Annotated in this window: 19 protein-coding genes; 8 read left to right on the top strand and 11 right to left on the bottom strand. The window is 43.8% G+C overall.

Annotated features, from left to right (window positions below):
* The first annotated feature begins 58 nt into the window (after positions 1-58).
* Entirely contained in the window at positions 59-1,714 is a 1,656-nt protein-coding gene (locus ACZ5ZC_RS07590) for an ABC-ATPase domain-containing protein (RefSeq protein ID WP_005395489.1), read from the top strand.
* A gap of 82 nt (positions 1,715-1,796) precedes the next feature.
* Here the strand turns inward: ACZ5ZC_RS07590 and ACZ5ZC_RS07595 are convergent, their stop codons facing one another.
* Together ACZ5ZC_RS07595 and ACZ5ZC_RS07600 are read right to left on the bottom strand one after the other, a co-directional pair.
* Positions 1,797-2,417 carry a DNA-J related domain-containing protein gene (locus tag ACZ5ZC_RS07595; RefSeq protein ID WP_054867599.1) on the bottom strand — a complete coding sequence of 207 codons (621 nt, stop codon included), beginning with the start codon at positions 2,415-2,417 and terminating at the stop codon, positions 1,797-1,799.
* A gap of 203 nt (positions 2,418-2,620) precedes the next feature.
* Positions 2,621-3,460: an isopenicillin N synthase family dioxygenase gene (locus tag ACZ5ZC_RS07600; RefSeq protein WP_005376329.1), complete on the bottom strand. Its 840-nt coding sequence runs from the start codon at positions 3,458-3,460 to the stop codon at positions 2,621-2,623.
* A 242-nt stretch (positions 3,461-3,702) separates the two neighbouring features.
* Here ACZ5ZC_RS07600 and ACZ5ZC_RS07605 point away from each other — a divergent pair, with 242 nt between their 5' ends.
* A complete protein-coding gene (locus ACZ5ZC_RS07605) occupies positions 3,703-4,299 on the top strand; it encodes a DUF2238 domain-containing protein (RefSeq protein ID WP_054867598.1) in 597 nt (198 codons plus the stop codon).
* On the opposite strand, the gene cutA is transcribed toward ACZ5ZC_RS07605, so the two are convergent.
* The 5 genes from cutA to ACZ5ZC_RS07630 form a co-directional block, all read right to left on the bottom strand.
* On the bottom strand, positions 4,261-4,593 hold the full coding sequence (gene cutA / locus ACZ5ZC_RS07610; protein ID WP_031780471.1) for a divalent-cation tolerance protein CutA: 333 nt from the start codon (positions 4,591-4,593) through the stop codon (positions 4,261-4,263). The two genes, ACZ5ZC_RS07605 and cutA, sit on opposite strands and share 39 nt — an antisense overlap.
* Before the next feature lie 14 nt (positions 4,594-4,607).
* Entirely contained in the window at positions 4,608-4,859 is a 252-nt protein-coding gene (locus ACZ5ZC_RS07615; RefSeq protein ID WP_012842304.1) for a hypothetical protein, read from the bottom strand.
* A complete protein-coding gene (locus tag ACZ5ZC_RS07620) occupies positions 4,843-6,552 on the bottom strand; it encodes an SgrR family transcriptional regulator (RefSeq protein WP_012842305.1) in 1,710 nt (569 codons plus the stop codon). The genes ACZ5ZC_RS07615 and ACZ5ZC_RS07620 overlap by 17 nt, the downstream gene beginning before the upstream one ends.
* Positions 6,553-6,631: 79 nt before the next feature.
* Complete coding sequence (locus ACZ5ZC_RS07625) at positions 6,632-6,865, bottom strand: DUF3389 domain-containing protein (RefSeq protein ID WP_054867596.1); 234 nt, start codon at positions 6,863-6,865, stop codon at positions 6,632-6,634.
* 6 nt (positions 6,866-6,871) lie between these two features.
* Positions 6,872-7,306, bottom strand: a complete 435-nt coding sequence (locus ACZ5ZC_RS07630; protein WP_012842307.1) for a hotdog fold thioesterase — start codon at positions 7,304-7,306, stop codon at positions 6,872-6,874.
* A 203-nt stretch (positions 7,307-7,509) separates the two neighbouring features.
* On the opposite strand from ACZ5ZC_RS07630, the gene ACZ5ZC_RS07635 reads away from it, so the two are divergent.
* The gene (locus ACZ5ZC_RS07635; protein ID WP_237285079.1) at positions 7,510-8,298 is read left to right on the top strand and encodes a M48 family metallopeptidase; all 789 of its coding nucleotides are present in this window, start codon (positions 7,510-7,512) and stop codon (positions 8,296-8,298) included.
* A gap of 74 nt (positions 8,299-8,372) precedes the next feature.
* On the opposite strand, the gene ACZ5ZC_RS07640 is transcribed toward ACZ5ZC_RS07635, so the two are convergent.
* The gene (locus ACZ5ZC_RS07640; RefSeq protein WP_257887997.1) at positions 8,373-9,401 is read right to left on the bottom strand and encodes a site-2 protease family protein; all 1,029 of its coding nucleotides are present in this window, start codon (positions 9,399-9,401) and stop codon (positions 8,373-8,375) included.
* 423 nt (positions 9,402-9,824) lie between these two features.
* Between ACZ5ZC_RS07640 and ACZ5ZC_RS07645 the strand changes: the two genes are divergently transcribed.
* The 4 genes from ACZ5ZC_RS07645 (at position 9,825) to ACZ5ZC_RS07660 (ending at position 14,690) form a co-directional block, all read left to right on the top strand.
* Positions 9,825-11,069 carry an outer membrane protein transport protein gene (locus ACZ5ZC_RS07645; protein WP_005395507.1) on the top strand — a complete coding sequence of 415 codons (1,245 nt, stop codon included), beginning with the start codon at positions 9,825-9,827 and terminating at the stop codon, positions 11,067-11,069.
* 20 nt (positions 11,070-11,089) lie between these two features.
* Complete coding sequence (locus ACZ5ZC_RS07650; RefSeq protein WP_104973668.1) at positions 11,090-13,498, top strand: VolA/Pla-1 family phospholipase; 2,409 nt, start codon at positions 11,090-11,092, stop codon at positions 13,496-13,498.
* Between the two features lie 135 nt (positions 13,499-13,633).
* Positions 13,634-13,843 (top strand): YgdI/YgdR family lipoprotein, encoded by a 210-nt coding sequence (locus ACZ5ZC_RS07655; protein ID WP_041853072.1) that lies wholly within the window; start codon positions 13,634-13,636, stop codon positions 13,841-13,843.
* A 289-nt stretch (positions 13,844-14,132) separates the two neighbouring features.
* Positions 14,133-14,690: a PhnA domain-containing protein gene (locus ACZ5ZC_RS07660; protein WP_005395511.1), complete on the top strand. Its 558-nt coding sequence runs from the start codon at positions 14,133-14,135 to the stop codon at positions 14,688-14,690.
* A gap of 190 nt (positions 14,691-14,880) precedes the next feature.
* On the opposite strand, the gene ACZ5ZC_RS07665 is transcribed toward ACZ5ZC_RS07660, so the two are convergent.
* The 3 genes from ACZ5ZC_RS07665 to ACZ5ZC_RS07675 all read right to left on the bottom strand — a co-directional run bounded on the left by ACZ5ZC_RS07665 (position 14,881) and on the right by ACZ5ZC_RS07675 (position 18,739).
* Entirely contained in the window at positions 14,881-15,072 is a 192-nt protein-coding gene (locus ACZ5ZC_RS07665) for a hypothetical protein (RefSeq protein WP_005376351.1), read from the bottom strand.
* A 278-nt stretch (positions 15,073-15,350) separates the two neighbouring features.
* On the bottom strand, positions 15,351-16,370 hold the full coding sequence (locus tag ACZ5ZC_RS07670) for a TerC/Alx family metal homeostasis membrane protein (RefSeq protein ID WP_134645655.1): 1,020 nt from the start codon (positions 16,368-16,370) through the stop codon (positions 15,351-15,353).
* A 626-nt stretch (positions 16,371-16,996) separates the two neighbouring features.
* Entirely contained in the window at positions 16,997-18,739 is a 1,743-nt protein-coding gene (locus ACZ5ZC_RS07675; protein WP_464931570.1) for a bifunctional metallophosphatase/5'-nucleotidase, read from the bottom strand.
* Between the two features lie 271 nt (positions 18,740-19,010).
* Here ACZ5ZC_RS07675 and ACZ5ZC_RS07680 point away from each other — a divergent pair, with 271 nt between their 5' ends.
* Entirely contained in the window at positions 19,011-20,645 is a 1,635-nt protein-coding gene (locus ACZ5ZC_RS07680) for an ATP-dependent endonuclease (RefSeq protein ID WP_012842315.1), read from the top strand.
* The last annotated feature ends 50 nt before the right edge of the window (positions 20,646-20,695 follow it).

Genomic DNA, 20,695 nt, shown 5'->3' on the forward strand with positions numbered 1-20,695 from the left:
TAAGGTGGCGGTGGTTTCTATAATCGCCGCCCGCTTCTATTAAAAGGCCAATATCTTCATGGATCAGTTGACTGCCACGCTTAAGAAAATTGAAAAGCAGAACTACCGCGCTTATCAGCAAATCAAAGGTCAATACGACTTCACTGATTTCACTTTGTTCATCGATCACGTACAAGGAGATCCGTATGCTTCCGCGTCACGTTTTCGTGCAACTCGCGCCTGGTCCTTGACTGGTCTGGAATGGTTAAAAGACGAGTCCCCTGCTTTTCAACGAGCAGCACGTGATTTTATTGCGCGCAGTTTTGAGCAGTTTGCTAAACAAGAAAACTCCGTATCCATTTCATTGAATGGCCAAACTGTGTTGGATAGCACCGCAGTATTGTTTACCGAGGAAGGTATTGAACTGCGTTTTCGAGTTAACTTGCCTGCTGAAGGTCGTTCAGTGTTGGGGAAAAAAGCCAACAACATACTGACTTTCCATTTGCCTAAGTTTATCCGTCGAGCGACCTTAGAACGTGAACTCGACAAAGCAGCATTGATTGAGCATTGCCAAGTTGTTGAAGACCAAGACGCCCTGCGTGCACAGTTGGAAGCCAATAACCTAGTTGCGTTTGTCGCAAATGGCAGCATTCTTCCTCGAATTGCTGGCAACTGTGATCTCCCAATGAAAGAGGCGGTTGAGTTCAAGGCCCCTGAATCGCTGCAAGTGACTTTACATGCACCAAACAAAGGCCATGTCACGGGATTAGGGATTCCAAAGGGCATTACGCTAATCGTTGGTGGCGGTTTCCACGGTAAATCTACCTTACTGAATGCGATTGAGCGTTCGATTTACGACCATATTCCAGGAGATGGTCGTGAATACATCGTAGCTGATGACAAGGCAATGAAGATCCGCGCCGAAGATGGTCGATGCGTGCATCATTTGAACCTGTCGAATTACATCAACCATTTGCCAATGGGTAAAGATACAGCGGACTTTTCGACTCAAGATGCATCAGGCTCAACATCACAAGCCGCTTGGCTTCAAGAGTCTATTGAAGCGGGTGCGAGCACGTTATTGATTGATGAAGACACCTCTGCGACGAACTTCATGATTCGAGATGAACGTATGCAGGCATTGGTGGCAAAAGGTGATGAACCAATTACCCCTCTTGTCGATCGCATTGGTCAATTGCGAGATGATCTCGATATCTCTACCATTATCGTTATGGGTGGTTCAGGCGACTACTTAGACGTTGCCGACACAGTCATTCAGATGCACGACTACCAAGCGGTTGATGTGACAGAAAAAGCGAAAGAAGTGATCGCTCAGCACCCTACTCAACGTCATAACGAATCGGAAGAACGTTTACAAACCTTCCCGCCTCGCGCCCTGAATCGCGTTGCTTTGATGAATATTCTCACTGACGGTAAATTTCGTGTGAATGCGAAAGGCAAAGAGTCACTTCGATTTGGCAAAGAGTTTACTGACCTTAGCGCTTTGGAACAGATTGAGTCCGCTGATGAAGTCAACACGATTGGCTGGTTATGGTTCCAAATCGCTCAGCTTCCAGGCTGGTGTAATCATCCAGCGAAGGAAATTGAAGAAATGCTGTCTGGTGAGTGGCATGCATCGCTTCCTAAGCAAGGGGACTTAGCCAAACCACGCACACTAGACGTAATGGCAGCGCTTAATCGCATGAGAAAATCTCAGTTTAAGCCTTCATGCTAGTTTTGATACGCTGATTGAGACAATCCAATGAAAAAAGGCAGCTAATAGTTAGCTGCCTTCCTTTATCTTTATTCATACCGAATCATTCGTTTCTCAGTACATTCCACGCTTCACAAAGAATTCTAAACCTTTCTGCATCACCATTCTCTCTATCTGGGTGCCAACGAAGCGCGAGTTTTCGCCACTGCTTTCTAATTTCTGCGGGTGTTGCATCATGGTTAAGCTCAAACAGTGAGAGTGCTTTTGTTTTATCCACGCTGACTGTAGACGAACCACCAATGAATTTTTGATAAGTGGTCCAAAATTCATTCAACAATCGACGCACTTCATCTTCGTCCGCTTCGTAGTTGCGCCAATCCAGATAATATTCACGCAAAGGGTCGTTAATATCAACGATATGCCTCGAAGCTTCTAACGAAGACATCAGCTGGATATTCATCGCTTCAACTTGCAGCCAGGCATCTGGGTAAAGCGTTTCTTGCAGTTGGTATAGCGCGTTCATGATTAAGAAATTTCGTTTGAATAAATCCTTATCAGGAGAATCATCCAATTTCGAAATGTAGCCCTGTTCACTCAACTTGCTTGCTAAGGTGTGAACTTTCCAATCGGAAGGCTGCTTTCTAAGAATTTCTAGCATTGGCCAAAGCAACGGGTTTTCTATTGCGTGAGTCTCAATACTACTGACCGTGCGTTGTCCTTCCATTCATCCTCTCTGTTTTTAATATTGAAGCATCACACTAATCTCAGAGAAAGCTGCTCATCTGTACTGGTAAAAATGCTTGCTGACGCGTGTTTCAGGCCCAATTTCTGTGGCACCGAATTAAGCGTGGGTATCATTTTGTACCATAAACAACAAAAGGCCGATAGTCATCAACCATCGGCCTTTGTAAGGAGATCACGTAAAGGTTAAATAACCCCTAGTTCACGTAAACGTTCCATAAGGTAGCTATGTGCGGTGTAGCGCTCTGACAAAACCACTTCTGGCTTTGGATGCAAGAACAACGGCAATGAAATACGCGACTTTTCTTGACGGCCACCCGTTGGGTTGATTACACGGTGAGTCGTTGAAGGAAAGTAACCGCCCGACGCTTCTTGAAGCATATCACCAATGTTGATGATTAAGTTTCCGAAGTCACATGGTACATCTATCCAATCACCTTCTTTGCTCTTTACTTGCAGTCCAGGCTCATTAGCGGCTGGCAGAACCGTTAGTAGGTTAATGTCTTCATGCGCGGCAGCACGGATAGCGCCTGGCTCTTCTTCGCCTGTCATTGGTGGGTAGTGAAGAACGCGTAGTAATGTTTTGTCGCTGTTATTGATCATTTCTGACAACGCGATAGAAAACTTCTCTTGAACGTCCTTAGGTGCGTACGCTTCAACCCAGCCTAATAGCTCCTGAGCAAATGCATTCGCACGCTCGTAGTACTCTAAGATTTCAGCTTTAAGTTGCTCTGGGATCTGACCCCAAGGGTAAACATGAAAGTACTCTTTGATGTCTTTCACTTTGTGCCCTTTCGCTACTTCAGACACAGAAGGTGGAAAATAGCCATCTTGGGTGTCTACGTTAAAGTGAAAATCATTCTTTTGATCTGAACAGAAAAACTCATGCCAGTTTTTGTAAATTGACTCTACAAGCTCTTGTGGAATCGGGTGGTTTTTCAACACACCGAACCCTGTTTCGCGCAGAGAGGTAACGAACTGTTGAGCAGCATCGTCAGCAAGATAATCGACAGTTTCCAGTTTCATGGCTTTACTTCTTTTTTATTAGACTGAATCACGGATTCTATGGATGGGCATGTTGTAAATCAAACTTTAATGAAAAGTGCACGCGCAAACGTTTTAATGTTGAGCAGTTTGGCAATAAATCAACATTTTCAGTGATCAAAAACACCATCAAAATAACAATTGCACACCGTTCAATTAAGTGTAATCATTACCCAAGTCTATGGAGTCCCACTGTAAGATAAATTGAAGGATCAAGTAACTCTATGAAAAGCACCTCGACACTCTTAGGATTGACGATTTTTTATGCCATCGTGTTTTTATTTTCTGCGTTAGAACCTAACTCACGTGCCGTTTGGTTTGCAGAGATTATCCCAGCAATTGGTATTCTTGTTGCTATTTGGGCAATCTCGATTCGCTATCAATTCAGTAAGACGGCTTACTTTTTAATGTTCATCTGGCTCTGTTTGCACACTATCGGAGCGAAATATACGTTTTCCGAAGTACCATTTGACTGGTTTAACGACATGATTGGTTCAGATAGAAACAACTTTGATCGCGTTGCGCACTTTTCGATTGGCCTTTATGCGTATCCGATAGCTGAATACTTGATACACAAAAACAAGTTCAACAAAACGTTCTCTTGCTGGTTTGCTTTGTTTGCGATCATGTCGCTTGCTGCAGGCTATGAGATTATCGAATGGTGGTATGCAGAATTGGCTGGCGGCGATGAAGGAATCGCCTTTCTGGGCTCACAAGGTGACATATGGGACGCCCAGAAAGATATGTTGTGCGACACCGTCGGTGCAGCGTTGTCGCTGTTTTTAATGTCGGCTCAGCGTCGATTCTCTCAGCCACTCTAAATAAGGGTTAAACCCATCAACAATTGGAACCTGTACGATCTGTGCTACTTCATATTCGTGCAGGTTTTCTATTTTCTCTTCCACCAATTCATAGAGCTCTCGACGAGTTTTGATCACCAGCAACCATTCGTTGTCAGTACAAATCTCCCCTTTCCATACATAGTGACTTTCAATAGGCATCGTTTGAATACACGCGGCTAATTGGGCATCTAGCAAACCTTTAATGATCTGATCTCGATTTTTTTCGTTGCTGGTTGTGCTTAACACCATGCAGTAGTCATGTTTTATACTCATTTTCTAGCCCTTCATTATTTCATTGTCACTTTGCCGCCAATCATTTTGTAAGCGGGCGTTCCTCTCACTAGGGTATCTCTTGCAAACTCTTGCCCGCAACTGGGACAGGTGCATGGGGTTTGTGTGAAATCGTCAACAATGCGCTCTTTGAAGCACTTGACCAGTGCGCCTTTTCCGCCTTTACGGTACTTGAATAGTTGAGTTTTACACTTTGAGCAATAGATATCGACGGTTTTCGTCGGCTGTTTCTTATTCGGTTTCGCCATGATTCATTTCTATATCAGGTTTTACCCATACGTTATTAAAGTCAAACCAACCTAAGGCATTACACTTTGCATTTTGTAAGGCGCCGCTGTGGTCTTTATTGACACCCAACCAGCAGTGAAACATCGGAATCACCTGACAACTTTTTACCAACTGACGTCCTAACTCACGTGCAGGGAAGTCTGGATAAACACCAGCACGCCACTGATCAACGAGCTTCGCCCATTCGCTAAAATCGTAACCAGAACTGAATTTCTCAATATCACTGTAATCCAGAAGCCAGCCAGCCAACGCATCATTTCGATTCGTTGCAATACCCATGGCTTTCACCCAAATATCCACTTCCTCCGGTGCGGGCGGTTGAGAATCATAACGAATAAACTCGACCTCTATACCGTGCGGTTTTAAGAGTGTCTTGATGGCCTTGGCAACTACTGGAAACATCGGATGCTTTTTCTGATACGCTACGGAAATCACCTTATCAGCCTGCGGCACGCTGCCCGCCTCTGCTGGCCTAAGATCAATCCAACCTGGCTTAAGGCCAAAGGCTTGCAATACACCCAATTCCATCACTTTATCTTGAGGAACATGCGCGTAAATCTGGTGACTGTTGAGAGTTTGTGATAGAAATTCTGCCCAGCGTGGGTCTTTTGCAATCCCGGTGTTTTTGTTTAGTAATAGAAATGTACAGCCAGGATCAAGCTCGACCTCATCAGATGAACCTTGTTTATCCATCTTTGGCTTAGACAAGCTTGGATAGACCATTGAAGAGTACGCTTCATCAATTACCCACACCTCAACTTGGTCCAGCAAGGGACGAAAGCCAAAGTAGCCATCAAAAGCAGTCAAAATGAGACGCTTATCATCATTCATTTTAACTTGGAACGGCCCAGTCCCTATTGGTTGTCTATCGAAGTTTTCTGAACGCAAAGCGCTTGGTAGCAAAATTTTTGCTTGCGACTCACTCAGCGCCAAAGGCAGGTAGCGGTCAGGACGGACGAGTTCAATATCGACGGTCCATTCCTGTGGTGAAGATACCTTTTTTATATGAGAAAACAGGTTCAGGCTACTTAGTGCAAGCACACTTTCAAGTACACAACTGGTTGATAACGGTTCACCATTATGAAAACGCACCCCACGACGAAGATAAAAACGCCAGTGTGTATCAGAAATGGCTTCCCATGTGTGGGCTAAATCTGGCTGAAGTTGTTCATTTTCATCAAGACGAGTGAGCCCGCTAAAAATTTGTCGGGCGATGTGCTGTTCAGAACGCCGCATCGGTTTCTGTGGGTTTAACATCGCCAATGGTCGATAATATGGCAAACGTACCACCTGTTCGCCCTGCCGATGCTGAAGCCCTAAATAACCCTGAATAACCTGCGTTAATCGAGCCGCGTCGTTATCAAGCGCATCTAGAGCCTGGCCAATTTTCCCTTCGTCGAGATAACGTCTGGCGAGGTTTTCACTGACATCGCTACGGTTACGTTTGAAAACGAGTTTTGAGAGCTTTCCTCGACCCGCCGCTGGATGCCATTCAATCCAGCCCTCCTCTTCTAATTTATTGAGAACAATACGGGCATTGCGACGTGTACAAAACAGCGCTTCGGTAATGTCTTCTAGCTGAACGTCCGTATCGTGACCGGCGAATTTTTCAAACAGTGTTTCGAACTGAACACGTAAACGAGGGCTACTCATAAAGAGGAAATTCTTATCTTATTGTTGATAAGCTAAGTTTCCTCATTTTTATCAAAAAGTGCAAACGTCACGCAGTAAATTATTGAATATCGATGCCAATTTCTCGTGCAAGACCGACAAGTTGTTCCTCATTATCCAGCTTGATAGACCATTTACACTCTGCACCATGAGATAAAACAACGTTCGCTCCTCTACCCAGTAACTGGATAGAATCGGTTTGCGCTTGTAAGGTTACCATTGCACTGCCGGAGAGCTTAATCACGATTTCACGCTGGGTAGCAATGATTTTTCCTAATGAAAACTCAATCACCATCTTGCTTTATACCGACTTCGTTTTATGTTGCTTCACTGCGATAGTTAAGCGACTGGTACACACTAATCGGCCTCGTTCATCAGTTATGTCGATTTGCCACACTTGTGTTGAAACGCCAAGGTGTACGGGTTTTGCCGTACCAATCACATGACCACTTCGCATTGCACGTACATGGTTCGCGTTGATATCCAAACCGACACAGTAACTCCCCTCATCAACAGAGAAATTTGCAGCTAAAGAGCCTAATGTTTCTGCGAGTACAACAGAAGCGCCACCATGAAGCATTCCTAAAGGTTGATGAGTAAAACTACATACAGGCATGGTTGCTGTAAGGGAGTCATCCGTGAAATCTGTGTATTCAATTTGTAGATGCTCGATCAGGGTATTTTTTGATGTAGCATTCAGAATCTCTATGCTAACCGGCTTTTTCCATATACTCATTGTTTTACTCTTAATTTCACAAATTGGTTTGTCGGATTGTAACGATTTATTAGAGAGCTAGCATAGACTTTACTTAAGTTTAACTTCAAGATGTAACATCTTGGCCTCTTTGCCAGTTGATGAATAATTTGATCCATGCATCATGTTACTATTTGGGTATATACTATTGCTTCAAAACAAAAATAATTTAGATGGAGCCTATTATGAAGGTATGGATGAAAGCCTCTGCTCTTTTAACTATCGCGGGCTTAACGGCATGTAGCGCATCACCGACTGGCCGTAATCAGATCCTGATGTTTTCAGATCAAGAAATGTCATCGCTTGGCGCCAAATCTTTCGAACAAATGAAGAAAGATATCCCAATCAGCAAAGATCGCAAAACGAATGCCTACGTACAATGCGTTGCCAAACACATCACTGACACCATCCCTGCGCAAGCTGGATTTAAAGATTGGGAGGTGGTTGTTTTTGATAGTGAACAAGTCAATGCGTTTGCCCTACCTGGTGGGAAGATCGGCGTTTACACAGGGCTTTTAGGTGTCGCGAAAAACCAAGATCAGTTGGCAACAGTCATTGGTCACGAAGTGGCTCACGTCCTTGCTGACCACAGTAATGAACGCCTTTCACAAAGCCAGTTAGCAAATGCGGGATTGTCTCTGGCAAACGTTGCTATAGGAGCTTCCGAGTACAAACAGTATCAGCAAATGACGATGGCGGCACTTGGTGTCGGTGTCCAATACGGTGTTATTTTACCATACGGTCGTACACAGGAATCCGAGGCTGATATTGTCGGGCTTGAGTTTATGGCAAAAGCAGGCTTCGACCCACGTCAAAGTGTCGATTTATGGAAAAATATGAGTGCTGCATCCGGCGGTTCTCAACCGCCTGAATTCTTCTCAACTCACCCATCGCACAGTACGCGTATTAAAGATTTACAAGCAACCATAAATAAGTTGCCTGCGTATAACACGAAAGCGCCAAAATGTGGCTAAACTTCTGCTACCAGTGTCTATTTTTCGCAAAAAAAGCTCCCTAAGGAGCTTTTTTAATGGGTATAAGGAATAGTTTAAGTACCCAGTATCTGTAGTGGCAAGCTCAATAGGCTATCTCCAAGGGTAGCAAAATACCAAATGATAGCGACAAAACCACCGACAGAAACCAAGTACCAAGCAAGTGAGAAGAGTTGTCCGTAACGGGTTAACGGCAATAAATGACTATGATGTCGACCTCTCCATTCCATGACCACTTCTAGCATCCCCATTAACAATAAAAAACCTAGCAACGTCAGCCCGAAAGAATAGCTGATAAAAATACCCAACAAGGCTGCTGCTATACTGCCGACTAATCCAACCCAAGTGTTCATCGAGAAGGTAATGCTTTTGAGTACATGACCACCATCTAGTGGCAGAATAGGCAACAGATTAAACAGGTTTAGTAACGCGTTAAACACTGCTAGGCCAGCGAAGAGCACCTCTCCAGTCATCCAATAAAGCAAAGTAAACGCGATGCTAAGAACTAAACCAAAAAATGGTCCCATAATCGAGATAACCACATCTTGCCAGCGTGTGTTGATCTTTTCATCACTCAGCGCTAAACCGCCAAGAAATGGAATCAAATAGATGCCCTTGGTCTTCATTCCAAAGTACTTCATCGCTCTAATATGGCCATACTCATGGAAAACTAAACAGGCGATCAAAGCTAACGCGAACTCGATAGAAAATAGCCAAGAATATGCAGCAAGACTTGCAGATGCTAACGCCACTTTGATTACTTTCGCACTCTTGAGTGCTTTCATTCCAAGCGATACTAGCCCTATCACACTTAAACGCTTTTCCGTTGGCGGCTCAACTTCTGGTACTTGGCGTTCGATGTCTTTTTCATTTCGGCAACCTTCGCTAATAAGCTCATCGTTAATTGTGACCTTGTAACTCAATTCAAACGGTTGCCATGTTAATGAACACTCCAAATCGCATACCAGGACTTCCTCCCCTGCAGAGAGTCTAAACTGGTGAAGACAAGTGTCTGCAACATTATCACTGGCATCTATTTGGGACACCAAGGTGTTATCCCAATATAACTGCTGCCAACCAGCCATCGATCCTTCGAGCCTTAACGAACGACCTAAAAATTCAACATTCAGTAATTCCAACACGATTCCTATTGCGTCTATTGAATAACAACAAAGCGAGGCGCGAATTATGCCTGCTAAGTACAGAAACGGCAAAGCCCGCTATCTCTTGGTTTGAATGCCATTTAATCATAAAGCCCGTAAAACAATTCTGGTCGTACCATTCTCTTAAAAAATATAACGATAATACATGCCCTTACGAATCACCGTTTGACCTATGCATCATATTTAAAACGCAAAATACGCTCAAACTTTGACAAGTTATTAAACATACAATTAACATTACATTTACATCACAGTTGTATTTCACGTATTAACAACTGGTGTAAGTATCACACAACAATTACAAGGACTTCGGTCCAACACTATGACACCCTAGGAGGGTCAAGGATGAACAAGAAGCACTGCTCTCTGCTTACAATTTCGATATTGTTTGCGTGTAATGCCCATTCAGCGGGCTTCCAGGTAGCTGAGCATTCAGCATCTGGTCTTGGTCGAGCATTTTCAGGTGAAGGAGCGGTCGCAGACAATGCCAGCGTTCTTGCACGAAACCCAGCAGCGATGACGCTTTTCAAAGAAGCTCAATTCTCGGGCGCGTTATCTATCATCGATCCTGAAGTCGATGTGTATGACACAGTTAACAAAGAACATGCGAAAGATGTTGCCCCTTTACAAGTCGTGCCAGCGGGTTATTACATCAGCCCTATCAACGATAACTGGGCTTGGGGTATCGGTATGTTCACAACATACGGTGTTGCTACTGATTATCCAGATGATATTTCTGCGGGTGACATGGCGGGTGACACTTCCCTACTTTCAGTAAACATCAACCCTAATGTCGCTTACCGTATCAACGAGTCATTCAGTGTCGGTGGCGGTATCAACCTAGTGTACGCGGAAGCGGAGCTGACTCGTCATAAAGGCGCACTCGCCGGTATTTTAGGTGGTAATAAGTCCGATAACCTTGTCGGCATGGAAGGCGAAACTTTTGCTTGGGGTTGGAATATTGGCGCTTTGTACGAGCTAAATGAAAACAACCGTTTTGGCTTTGGTTACCGTTCTAAAGTTGATCTAGATTTTGACGACGGTGAGTTTAGTAGTTACGACTCAGGCCGAGCTCCATCACCAAAAGTGGATGGCCGTTTAAAAATCTCTCTCCCTTCAATTATCGAATTATCGGCTTTCCATCAACTGAATGAACAATGGGCAGTACATTACGGCTGGCAACAGACCGATTGGAGCACATTTAAAGAACTGAAAGCGACGAGTCCTCAATGTAATGATGGAACTGCTGGTCAATGTTTCTACAAACCAGAGAAATACGAAGACAACAACCGTTATTCTATTGGTGCAACTTACACCCTCAATGCGGATTGGACATTCCGTGCAGGCTTTGCATACGACGAACAAGCAGGTGAAGCCACATTGAGCATCCCTGACAGTGACCGTTTTTGGTACAGCGCAGGCCTGACTTACGCAATGAATGAGAATTTAACTTTCGATGCAGGCTTTGCACTTGTTAAGAGTAAATCAGGCTCTTTCACCGAGACAAATGCTCAGGATGAAGAGATCAAGTTCGACTCTGAAGGTACTGCTTACATCAGCGCGGTACAGATGAACTACACCTTCAAATAATGGGATTACGGAGTAAACCAATGAAACACACGTTTAAATTATCAATGCTTTGTTCTGCAATCCTTCTTGCTGGTTGTGGTGATAATACATCAAGCTCTGGTACTTCCGACAAAGTTCAATTTGAAGATGAAGTCCAAGCACTGCTCGACCGTGGAACATCTATCAGCTTTACGCTTCAAGGGGCGAATGCGGATGTACCTGCGCCCTCTTACTTGTTAATGGACACAACAGATGGCACGCTTGGTCTGCCAACTGACGGTGATGATGCCTTAACCAACCCTAGAGCCTCGATGAATACGATGGATGGATGGTCAACGTCTATGCCAATCGTTCTGAACTTTAAAGGCGATGGTTTTGCAACGGGTATGCTGCCGTCTGGTATTAAAGTCATCAAGATTAATCAACGTTTAACCGAGTGGGATGGTAAGTCTAACCCAATCGAAGACGTTCTCGTTCAGAACCAAGACTACGTTGTCCAAGCAAAAGGCAACTCTCTATATATCCAGTTCATGGATGCGCTTGATGAGTCAAGCGAGTACATTTTTGCAGTAACACAAGATGTCACTGACGTGAATGGTGAGCCAATCGGTACATCAGCCAGTTACGCGACAGGTAAATCTAAAGAAATCGTTTATGAAACTGGTGCTCTTGCTTCTATTCAAGCGGTGACACAAGCGGTGGAAGGCATTTTTGGTCTAGCTCAAGTTAACCCTGACGACATCGTTTACTCCTCATGGTTCAGCACTCAGTCTGTAGGTGATACTTTGGCGGCGGTTAAAGGTGTAACCGCAACCGGTTTCTCAACGGGTGCAAATACACTAAACGCCGTTTACAAAAACGATGCGAACGAAGGTTCAGTAGATTTATCAACAGCCTACACAATGACACTTGGTGCAACCCAAGACTTTAGCACTGCGCTAGACTCTGACGATGACTTTAGTAAGTACGTTAGTGATCTAGACGCGGCAAAAACGGCAATTAAAGGCCTTTATGCGAAGTCAGGTGCCGATGTAAATGTGACTCAAGGTGTGGTCAGACTGCCTCATTATCTAGAAAAAGGGGCAAACTGGAACATGCAGCCAATGGTGTCTGCGATGCCAAGCCTAGCGAAGCTAAGTGCAGCACTGGCGGATCCGAACGAGCAAGCGAACATGGTTCAGCAGCTATCAACTGGCGTTTTCGCAAATAACCCTGTTGACGTGACAAAGCTTGCAACCGATCCTACAGAGCAGCTAAAACTGGTGGGTGCTAAACTCACATTAAGCGATGGTACCCAACTCGACAGTGAACGTATTGTGACTCGCTACTCCCCAGTTCCAGTCGTTAAATCGGTAGAAGATGTCGAAGTACTTGTCTTCACACCTAAATCTGGTGTCGCGACCGACGTTGTGATTTATCAACACGGCATCACTTCAGCAAAAGAGGATTCATATGCCTTCGCGTTCAATATGGTGAAAGCAGGTGTGGCTGTTATTGCTATCGACTTACCTATTCACGGCACACGTAGCTTAGATGAGCAACGTTCAGCTAATGCTAATATCTTGGCGTATCTAAATCTTTCTAACTTGGCAATCGCTCGTGATAACCTACGCCAAAGTGTACTGGATGTATTGGGTTTACGCGCGAGCTTAGTGGTATCGGCGCAAGGTGGTCTGTTGGCAGAAGGGCCTCTACAAGGCTTTAACCCAATGACTGGTTCTAAAGTCAAAATGCTAGGTCATTCTCTTGGCGGTATTGTGGCTACATCTGCCGTGGCAGCAGCAAATAACACGCTAGGTAGCCCCAACGCAGATGCACTTTACACATTTAGCTCTGCTTCTGTACAGAACTCTGGTGGCCAAATCGGCAATTTGTTACTAGGTTCAGAAGCCTATGGCGCTCAGATCAGGCATAACTTAGCATATGCTGCGTCTGCAGACTACGCGAGTTATGCAGATGCGTCATGTACACAATTGGAAGATAAAACGTGTTACGAAGCTTTTGAGGCCGCAGCAACAGAAACTCAGTTAGCAACACTAGAAGCTGGCTTCTCGCAGTTTATCTACGCGGCACAAACCACGCTAGATACCGTAGACCCGTTCACAAACGCGTCAGATTTAGTTGCTTCTGGTTCACTAACAACACCATTCCTGATGACCGAGGTTGATGGCGATGGCAATGTACCAAACAGCGTTCCAAATGCACCGTTTGCCGGGACTGAGCCTCTAGCAGCTAAGCTAGGTTTAACGACCGTAAACAGTGCTAATACAGCCGTGTCTCCAATGGCAAGCTTTGTGCAGTATAACGCTACTGCATCGCACATTACGTTTGTTTCTCCAAATGGCACACTTTCTGATATTGACCATCACGTTGAGATGCAAATGGAAAACACAGACTTCTTAATGGATGACACTTTAACGGGTGTGACTAATACTTCCGTTCTGAAGTAATCGTATCACCTCTCTTACCAAAGCCCAGTTTCGACTGGGCTTTTTCGTTCTCTATCATAAAAAACCGTCCCGTATATCCTTTGCTATAGTTAAATCGGTGTCGTACCTAACTTACTTGTTTGAAAGGAAAACTCTATGCGCATATTCACTATAATGGCCACTGCTTTACTTCTTGCTGCATGCGGAAGTAGCCAATATCTTATGTCGACAAATGAAGGGAAAATCATTACTTCTTACGGTAAGCCAGACCTTAACGAAGAAACGGGTATGTATGAGTATGAAGACATGGATGGGAAAGAAATGAGCATTTCAAAAGATCAAATTGTGCAGATTATTGAACGCTAGCAATATGCCCTCTACATTTTTAGAGGGCTCTACCCACACTTCTGAGCGCAGTCAATACTCCCAACGAACCTCTAACTTCCTCAAGAAATGAAGCAACCAATTCATCACCCAAAGCAATCAATGCATTTTCTTATATACAGGTATTATTTGTTTAGCGAATATTTTACATCTTCACCCTAATCAGGTTGGAATATTGTAAAATCTCGGCTTTAATTCGCTAACACCCTTTTATTTCTCAGGATAAAGTGGATAATACCGCCACAAAATAACATTACTAAGGTGAGTCCTTATGTCTATTGAAGCTACTCTGCTTGCGCGCTGCGAGTCAAAATGTGAACTGTGTTCTTCTGAATCTCAACTAACAGCATACGCTGTCCCACCTCACGGTAACGTGACCGTTGATACTGCTATCATGGTTTGTGATAAGTGTCTGGGTGAGATCGATGAGCCAAAAGACATTAACCACTGGCGTTGTCTAAACGAAAGCATGTGGAGCCAGGTTCCTGCAGTACAAGTGACAGCATGGCGCCAACTCACTCGCCTAAACTCTGAAAGCTGGGCTCAAGATGCTCTTGACATGATGTACATGGAAGAAGAGCAAATGAACTGGGCGATGAAGGGTATGTCTGATGATGACAAAACGTTAGATTGCAACGGCACTGAACTTAAGAAAGGTGACGATGTAACGGTAATCAAAGACCTACCAGTTAAAGGCACTAACCAAGTAATCAAACAAGGCACAGTGATCCGTGGTATCAGCCTTGGTGATGATCCGAAACTAGTTTCGGGCAAGGCAAATGGCGGTCAGTCAATGTACGTGATCGCAGAATACTGCCGTAAGAAGTAATATCGTATTACTCTACAAGTCAAAACGGGGCACTATTAGTGCCCCGTTTTCATTTCTAATGAACACCAATTTGGAATAAGCTCCTCTACTCCGGATTGACTCTGTATAGAGTTCTAGCTCCGTTATTCGCGTTTGAGCAGCTAAAAAAATACCGGCTTATAAGCCGGTATTTTCATTCATTATTTCAAGATTAACGGTACATACCGATATCTTTTTGAATGTGAGCTGACAAATCTTCCGCATAGTAACTGCGTGGTGCAGTATTATCTACGAATAGAATGTCTAGTAAGTGAGCAATCAGTCCTTTGAAGTTAACCGCGTAGGTTTTCTTATCCATAGAGGTTGGTAAAGCTACATTTGTCATTTGCATTGCTTGTGCCATGATTGCCTCTCTTTAAAGCAGTAGTCTGTTTTGTTGGTTGTATATTAGTCAGTTTCTTATTGTTTAAGAAATGACAAATTTTACCCATTCGGATTATATTATCTAATAAAACAAGTCCATTACAAACATCAAAAATACAAATGAATAATAACAGCATAAATAGTCACAAACTGCCTAATTATGTTGAATAACTTAACGTTACCTGCATAAAGTTATCTCGACCAACAACATATTTTTAACATTAAGTTTCGTTATTTATTTTATTTTTAGCGCTTTACTTATATTTTTTGATTAGTAATTTTAACGCTAGAGCGACTGTTCGACTTATTTTTGAGGAGCGATGCCACAACCGCTGATGTCATCACAACGATTAAGAATGTGAGTGACCACGTTGTCGGAATCTCATACTCTGTTCCCACCAATAACATCTTTACACCGATAAACATCATGATCACCGATAATGCTGGTTTTAAGTACACAAACTTGTCTAACATCGCTTGCAGAACAAAGTACAAAGATCGCAAACCCAACAGTGCAAACACGTTCGCGGCTAAGACTAAAAATGGCTCTCGTGTTACCGCGAATATGGCTGGTATAGAATCCAGTGCAAACATTACGTCCATCACTGCAATTACACCGACTACGATCAGCATTGGTGTTGCCACCCACTTACCAGCTTGCTTTAAGATTAAGTGATTTCCTTGGTAATCATCCGTAACTGGCAATATTTTGCGAATAAACTGCTCAGGGTATGGGTTAACTTCTTCTGCTTCACCTTTGTCGCGAGCAAGCTTAATACCTGTCCAAATAAGGAATGCGGCAAAGAGGTACAACACCCAGTGGTACTGCGCAAGTAACTGAGCACCAACCGCAATCATGATAGCCCGTAGAACTAACGCACCAATCACGCCCCAAAGCAGCGCTCGCGGACGCAAATGCTCCGGCACACTGTATTGTGCAAAGATGATGGCAAACACAAACAAGTTATCCACGCTTAGCGACTTCTCTAGTAAGTAGCCTGTTAAGAATGAAACCGTTGCTTTATCGTTCGTATAAGTGCTGTGCGGTGCGTAAAGGTCCCAGAATAAATAGATAGAACCTGCAAAAACAAAGGCAAGTAAGAACCAAAAAACACTCCAAAGGATGGCTTTTTTCATCGTTATTACGCCACCACGCGTTTGATAGATATCAAGCGCAACAAGAACAAGCGTAAAAAGACCAAAAGCGCCATACATCGCTAATGACTCTTGAAGTGGTGCCGATTGGCTCAATTGGGTGGTACTTTCGATAAGAGACATGCTTCCTCCCATGGCGGAAGGGCATGAGTTTGGTGACCTTCCGCAGACAATAACAACAAGCAGTCACATAGTAATCATGTGCTGCCAGTCAATGAATGCGTTGGTCTCGTTGAAGTGTCGGCGTGGATGAATCACGCAACACCTTTACTTACCGGATAAGCTGATGCTTAACGAGATGACGATAAGTAAACTTGCGCTAACTACTCCCCAAACGCCGCAATGATAACGCCGAATGTAACGCTTTCCAACAAAAAAACTTTGTCTAATCGAAATAAAATTCTTATTAAAAATCAGAAAGAAATAAAAAAACAAAGGAATTGGTTCAACCACGTGAACTTTTGTTATTAGATGTAAAGATCAGCAAGTGACTCAAGGTGATACATTTAAGAGTCGGAGCGATGTCTCTGAGAGCATAGACACAAAAAAGGAGCATAACTGCTCCTTTCCTAACTTCCGTGTTATTAGCAATTCAAAAACCGCTCAAAGGTACAAAGTAAACTAACGTTGACCAAATTGCGACCCAAGCAACCACCACTGCCGTATCTGTCCAATCTTTATTCCACATACTGCCACCCTCATCATCGCATGTAGCAATTGAAAGACAGCAAAATCGATACCAATATCTACTACCTGTGTTGCTGTGTATAAAGTTTGTGACTTTGATTCAAGCAGTTTGGCTCATCGGTCAGAAGTTCAATAAAACAGTCTGCCATGGATAAGTTGGTTACACGCCCCTCGCCTTTCATCTCCAGTAGCGCATCGTAACCTTCTTTCCCTTTCATGGTATAAGCGGAGGAAGTGCCTCGATACCAGGTGTCGTCTTGAACGTCGACCCATTGTTGACCATCAAAAATTGCTAATGACTGAATTCTTTCACCTTTAGGGGCATCAGCTCGGTACTCAAAGTTTAAATTGTAAGTGTATGGATAACTGCCAGAGCCAGTACCTTCCACATCATTGTTGAGTGCATTGTTTATGGCGCCTTCAAGTGCTCGGCGAATAGCACTGCCTCTTACGTCGTAAAAGCCGATCGGAACGGCAAAAGGCAACAACCGTCCGGCAATATCTGCCACTGTGATGTTGCCAGGATTCAATGATGTTCGCACGCCACCCGCATTATGAATCGCAAATTGAACCTCATGCCCGCGTTTATTTAGGCTGTACAAAAATGAACGAGCAACAGAAGAAGCCAGCTCGCTCTCACCAAACTCATCTGGGATTCGCACATGACGCTTTTTGGTGTCAATACTAGCAATGACTTGTGACTGTAACTGTCTTACCCGAGGGATGTATTTATCACTTAGGATCGCTTGAGTCTCCGGGTGTTTCTTACAGACCACCACATTAGGTTGACCATGGATAAAGTCACACGCGGTTTCGAATACGCCTTGGTCAAGCTGTTGATTTAGTGTCGAGTCCCAAAAAATACGTCGGCCAAGTAACAGTTCATTTTGACCACTCAGCATGGTTGCTTTGCCGTTTTCATCAAATTCAATGACGCAGTGCCCCATAGTCAAAGCATGAAAGCCCGCTTGCACAACGTAGGTATCTTTTACTTTGACACCATAAGGGTCATCTTGCCCTAAACCTATTGATGAGAAATCGCCTTGCAGTCGGTGGCTATGTCCACCAACAATAATACCAATCCCCTCAACTTGTTCAGCCAACTCTAAATCGCCTTCATAACCTAAGTGGCTCAGAAGAATGATATTTTTAATACCAGAGTAGTGAATTTGTTTTACGGTCGCCTTAGCGGTTTCAATTGCAGACTTAAATGGCGTATCTGCATCTGGGTTCGCGATATCGCTCATTTTATCAATGGATAATCCGAAAATCGCAACCTGCTCACCATGAAACTCTTTGACGATGTATTGTGCGCTTTGTGTCTCCGTTTGATAGCTATACACATTGTTGCTATCGCTGACTCGGTGAGGCTTTTGAAGCGATTCATTTGATAGATCCCAGTTACCAGCAAGCAATGGAAACTGAGTGCGTTGACAGAATAAGGCAACAGGTTCATTACCCATATCCAATTCATGGTTGCCTAACGCCATCGCATCAATCTTTAACGCATTCAACAAATCGGCGTTGGCTTTACCTTTAAATAATGAGAAATAAAGTGTGCCTTGGAAACAGTCTCCAGCATGGAGAAATAACATCCCATGCCCTTGACGCTGAGCGTCGTCTCGTAGCTGCTCTACTCGGGTTGCGATGCGAGAAAACCCGCCAGCACTCACGTATGGCTCTAGCGTGAGTTCATTGTTGATCTTAAGCTTTAACTGTAATGACGTTGGCTCAAAGTAGGAATGTGTGTCATTGATGTGTGCCAGTTTGATTCTCACTGGCTTATGATTGTTATTCATCTTCATCTTCTCTCTTTTCATTCCTTATAATAATAAGAAGTGAATCATGACAGAATCATGAATTTTATGAAACTGTGATTTTTTGATTTCATGTTTAAGTGATCACGATGCTATCTACACTACTTTTGAAAGCAAGCGTCGCTTGTTGCGGTCTCTATTCATTAAGGGGCTCTCGTAATTTTGTGAACTGAGCTTAACTCCAATATTTCGAATTAATATATGCTTAGGAGTAGCAAAATAACTCTCTATAATTCAAATAATTGCAAGGAGGATTGAGATGAGACTAGAACGCATCGAAATCTCCGGGTTTAGAGGCATCAAACGCCTTTCACTCTCTTTTGACGAACTCACTACGCTCATCGGTGAGAACACGTGGGGCAAATCATCATTGCTCGATGCCCTTTCTATCGCGCTACCTGCTAATGGCTCATTGTATCAATTCGAATTAAAAGATTTTCACGTTGATTATTCAATTTCTCATCCACAAACCCAACACTTGCAGATCATTGTTTGCTTTAAAGCACAAGACAAGAACGAAGTAAAAGCTGGGCGTTATCGACGGATAAAACCTGCATGGTGCACAAACGAGGATGGTGAGCAGGTCATTTACTATCGAATTAGTGCGTCTCGCGACGAGTATGATATTAAAACTGAATACGCGTTTTTGGATCACAACGGCAAGCCGAAGAAACTGCACCACTCTGAGAAACTCGCTGTAGAGTTGATGACTCTTCACCCTGTTATCCGTCTACGAGACTCCCGACGCTTCCCAGATCTAAACCACGTAAACGGCGACAGCAAAAATGCTCGGATTGAAAAACGAATCAATAACACCTGTCGACGGCTATTGGCGATGCCTGGGCACGTAAACAAGGGTGAGATTCGCAGTAGTCTCGATTCAATGCAAACACTTGTCGAACACTATTTTGCGTTCCGCAGTGTCAGCAAAGGTAACCCACGAAAACCTCGTGATGGTCTTTTTTATACAAGCCCTTCCTCTGATAAAGGATTAAGTCAATTCCTTAAGGAAACAAATGATAAACAAAGCCGTTTGCTTTTAATGGGGCTTCTCAATGCTTACCTTCAAGCAAAAGGCCCTACCGATTTAAGACGCTGCGCAAGACCGATACTGATCATCGAGGACCCAGAAGGCCGACTACACCCAACTCATCTCGCTAGAGCGTGGTCATTATTGCAGTTGTTGCCAATGCAAAAGATTTTAACTACCAACAGCGGTACGTTACTTGGCTCGGTTCCACTTTATTCAATCCGGCGTTTGATTCGCTTGTCAGACCGAACCATTGCCAAGAGCTTAAACTCTGCCAAGTTTGGTAGAGATGAGTTACGCCGAATTGGTTTCCACATTCGTTTTCATCGCTCAGGGGCGTTGTTTGCACGGTGTTGGTTACTCGTAGAGGGCGAAACTGAAGTTTGGTTATTTCATGAACTGGCTCGTCAATGCGGATATGACTTAGCTGCGGAAGGAGTTCAAATCGTTGAATTTGCACAGTCTGGACTGAAGTCACTGATCAAAGTAGCAAAAGAGTTCGGTATCGACTGGCATGTTGTTACCGATGGTGACCCGGCAGGTAAAAAGTACGCGCATGCCGTGAGAGCGCAACTCGATCATGATCAGGAAAGGCATAGACTTACAGAGTTACCTGATCGAGATATCGAACATTTTCTATATAATCATGGGTTTGAACTTTTCTTTAAGGACATCATCAAAGTTCCTCATGATCACCCTATCCCAGCTAAAAAAGTAGTAAACCGTGTTTTGAAAAAGCATGCAAAACCGGACTTAGCTTTGGCCATTGTCTCCCACTGTGAAGAGAGAGGTATGGAGTGCATTCCTGTACTTCTGCGTTGGACACTTAAGCGCGTTGTCACCATGGCAAACGGCAATACATGAGTTAGAATATTTCACACTCACACCTTGCCTTGTAATACAAAAAAAGCACA

The organism is Vibrio sp. JCM 18905 (genome assembly GCF_055393305.1).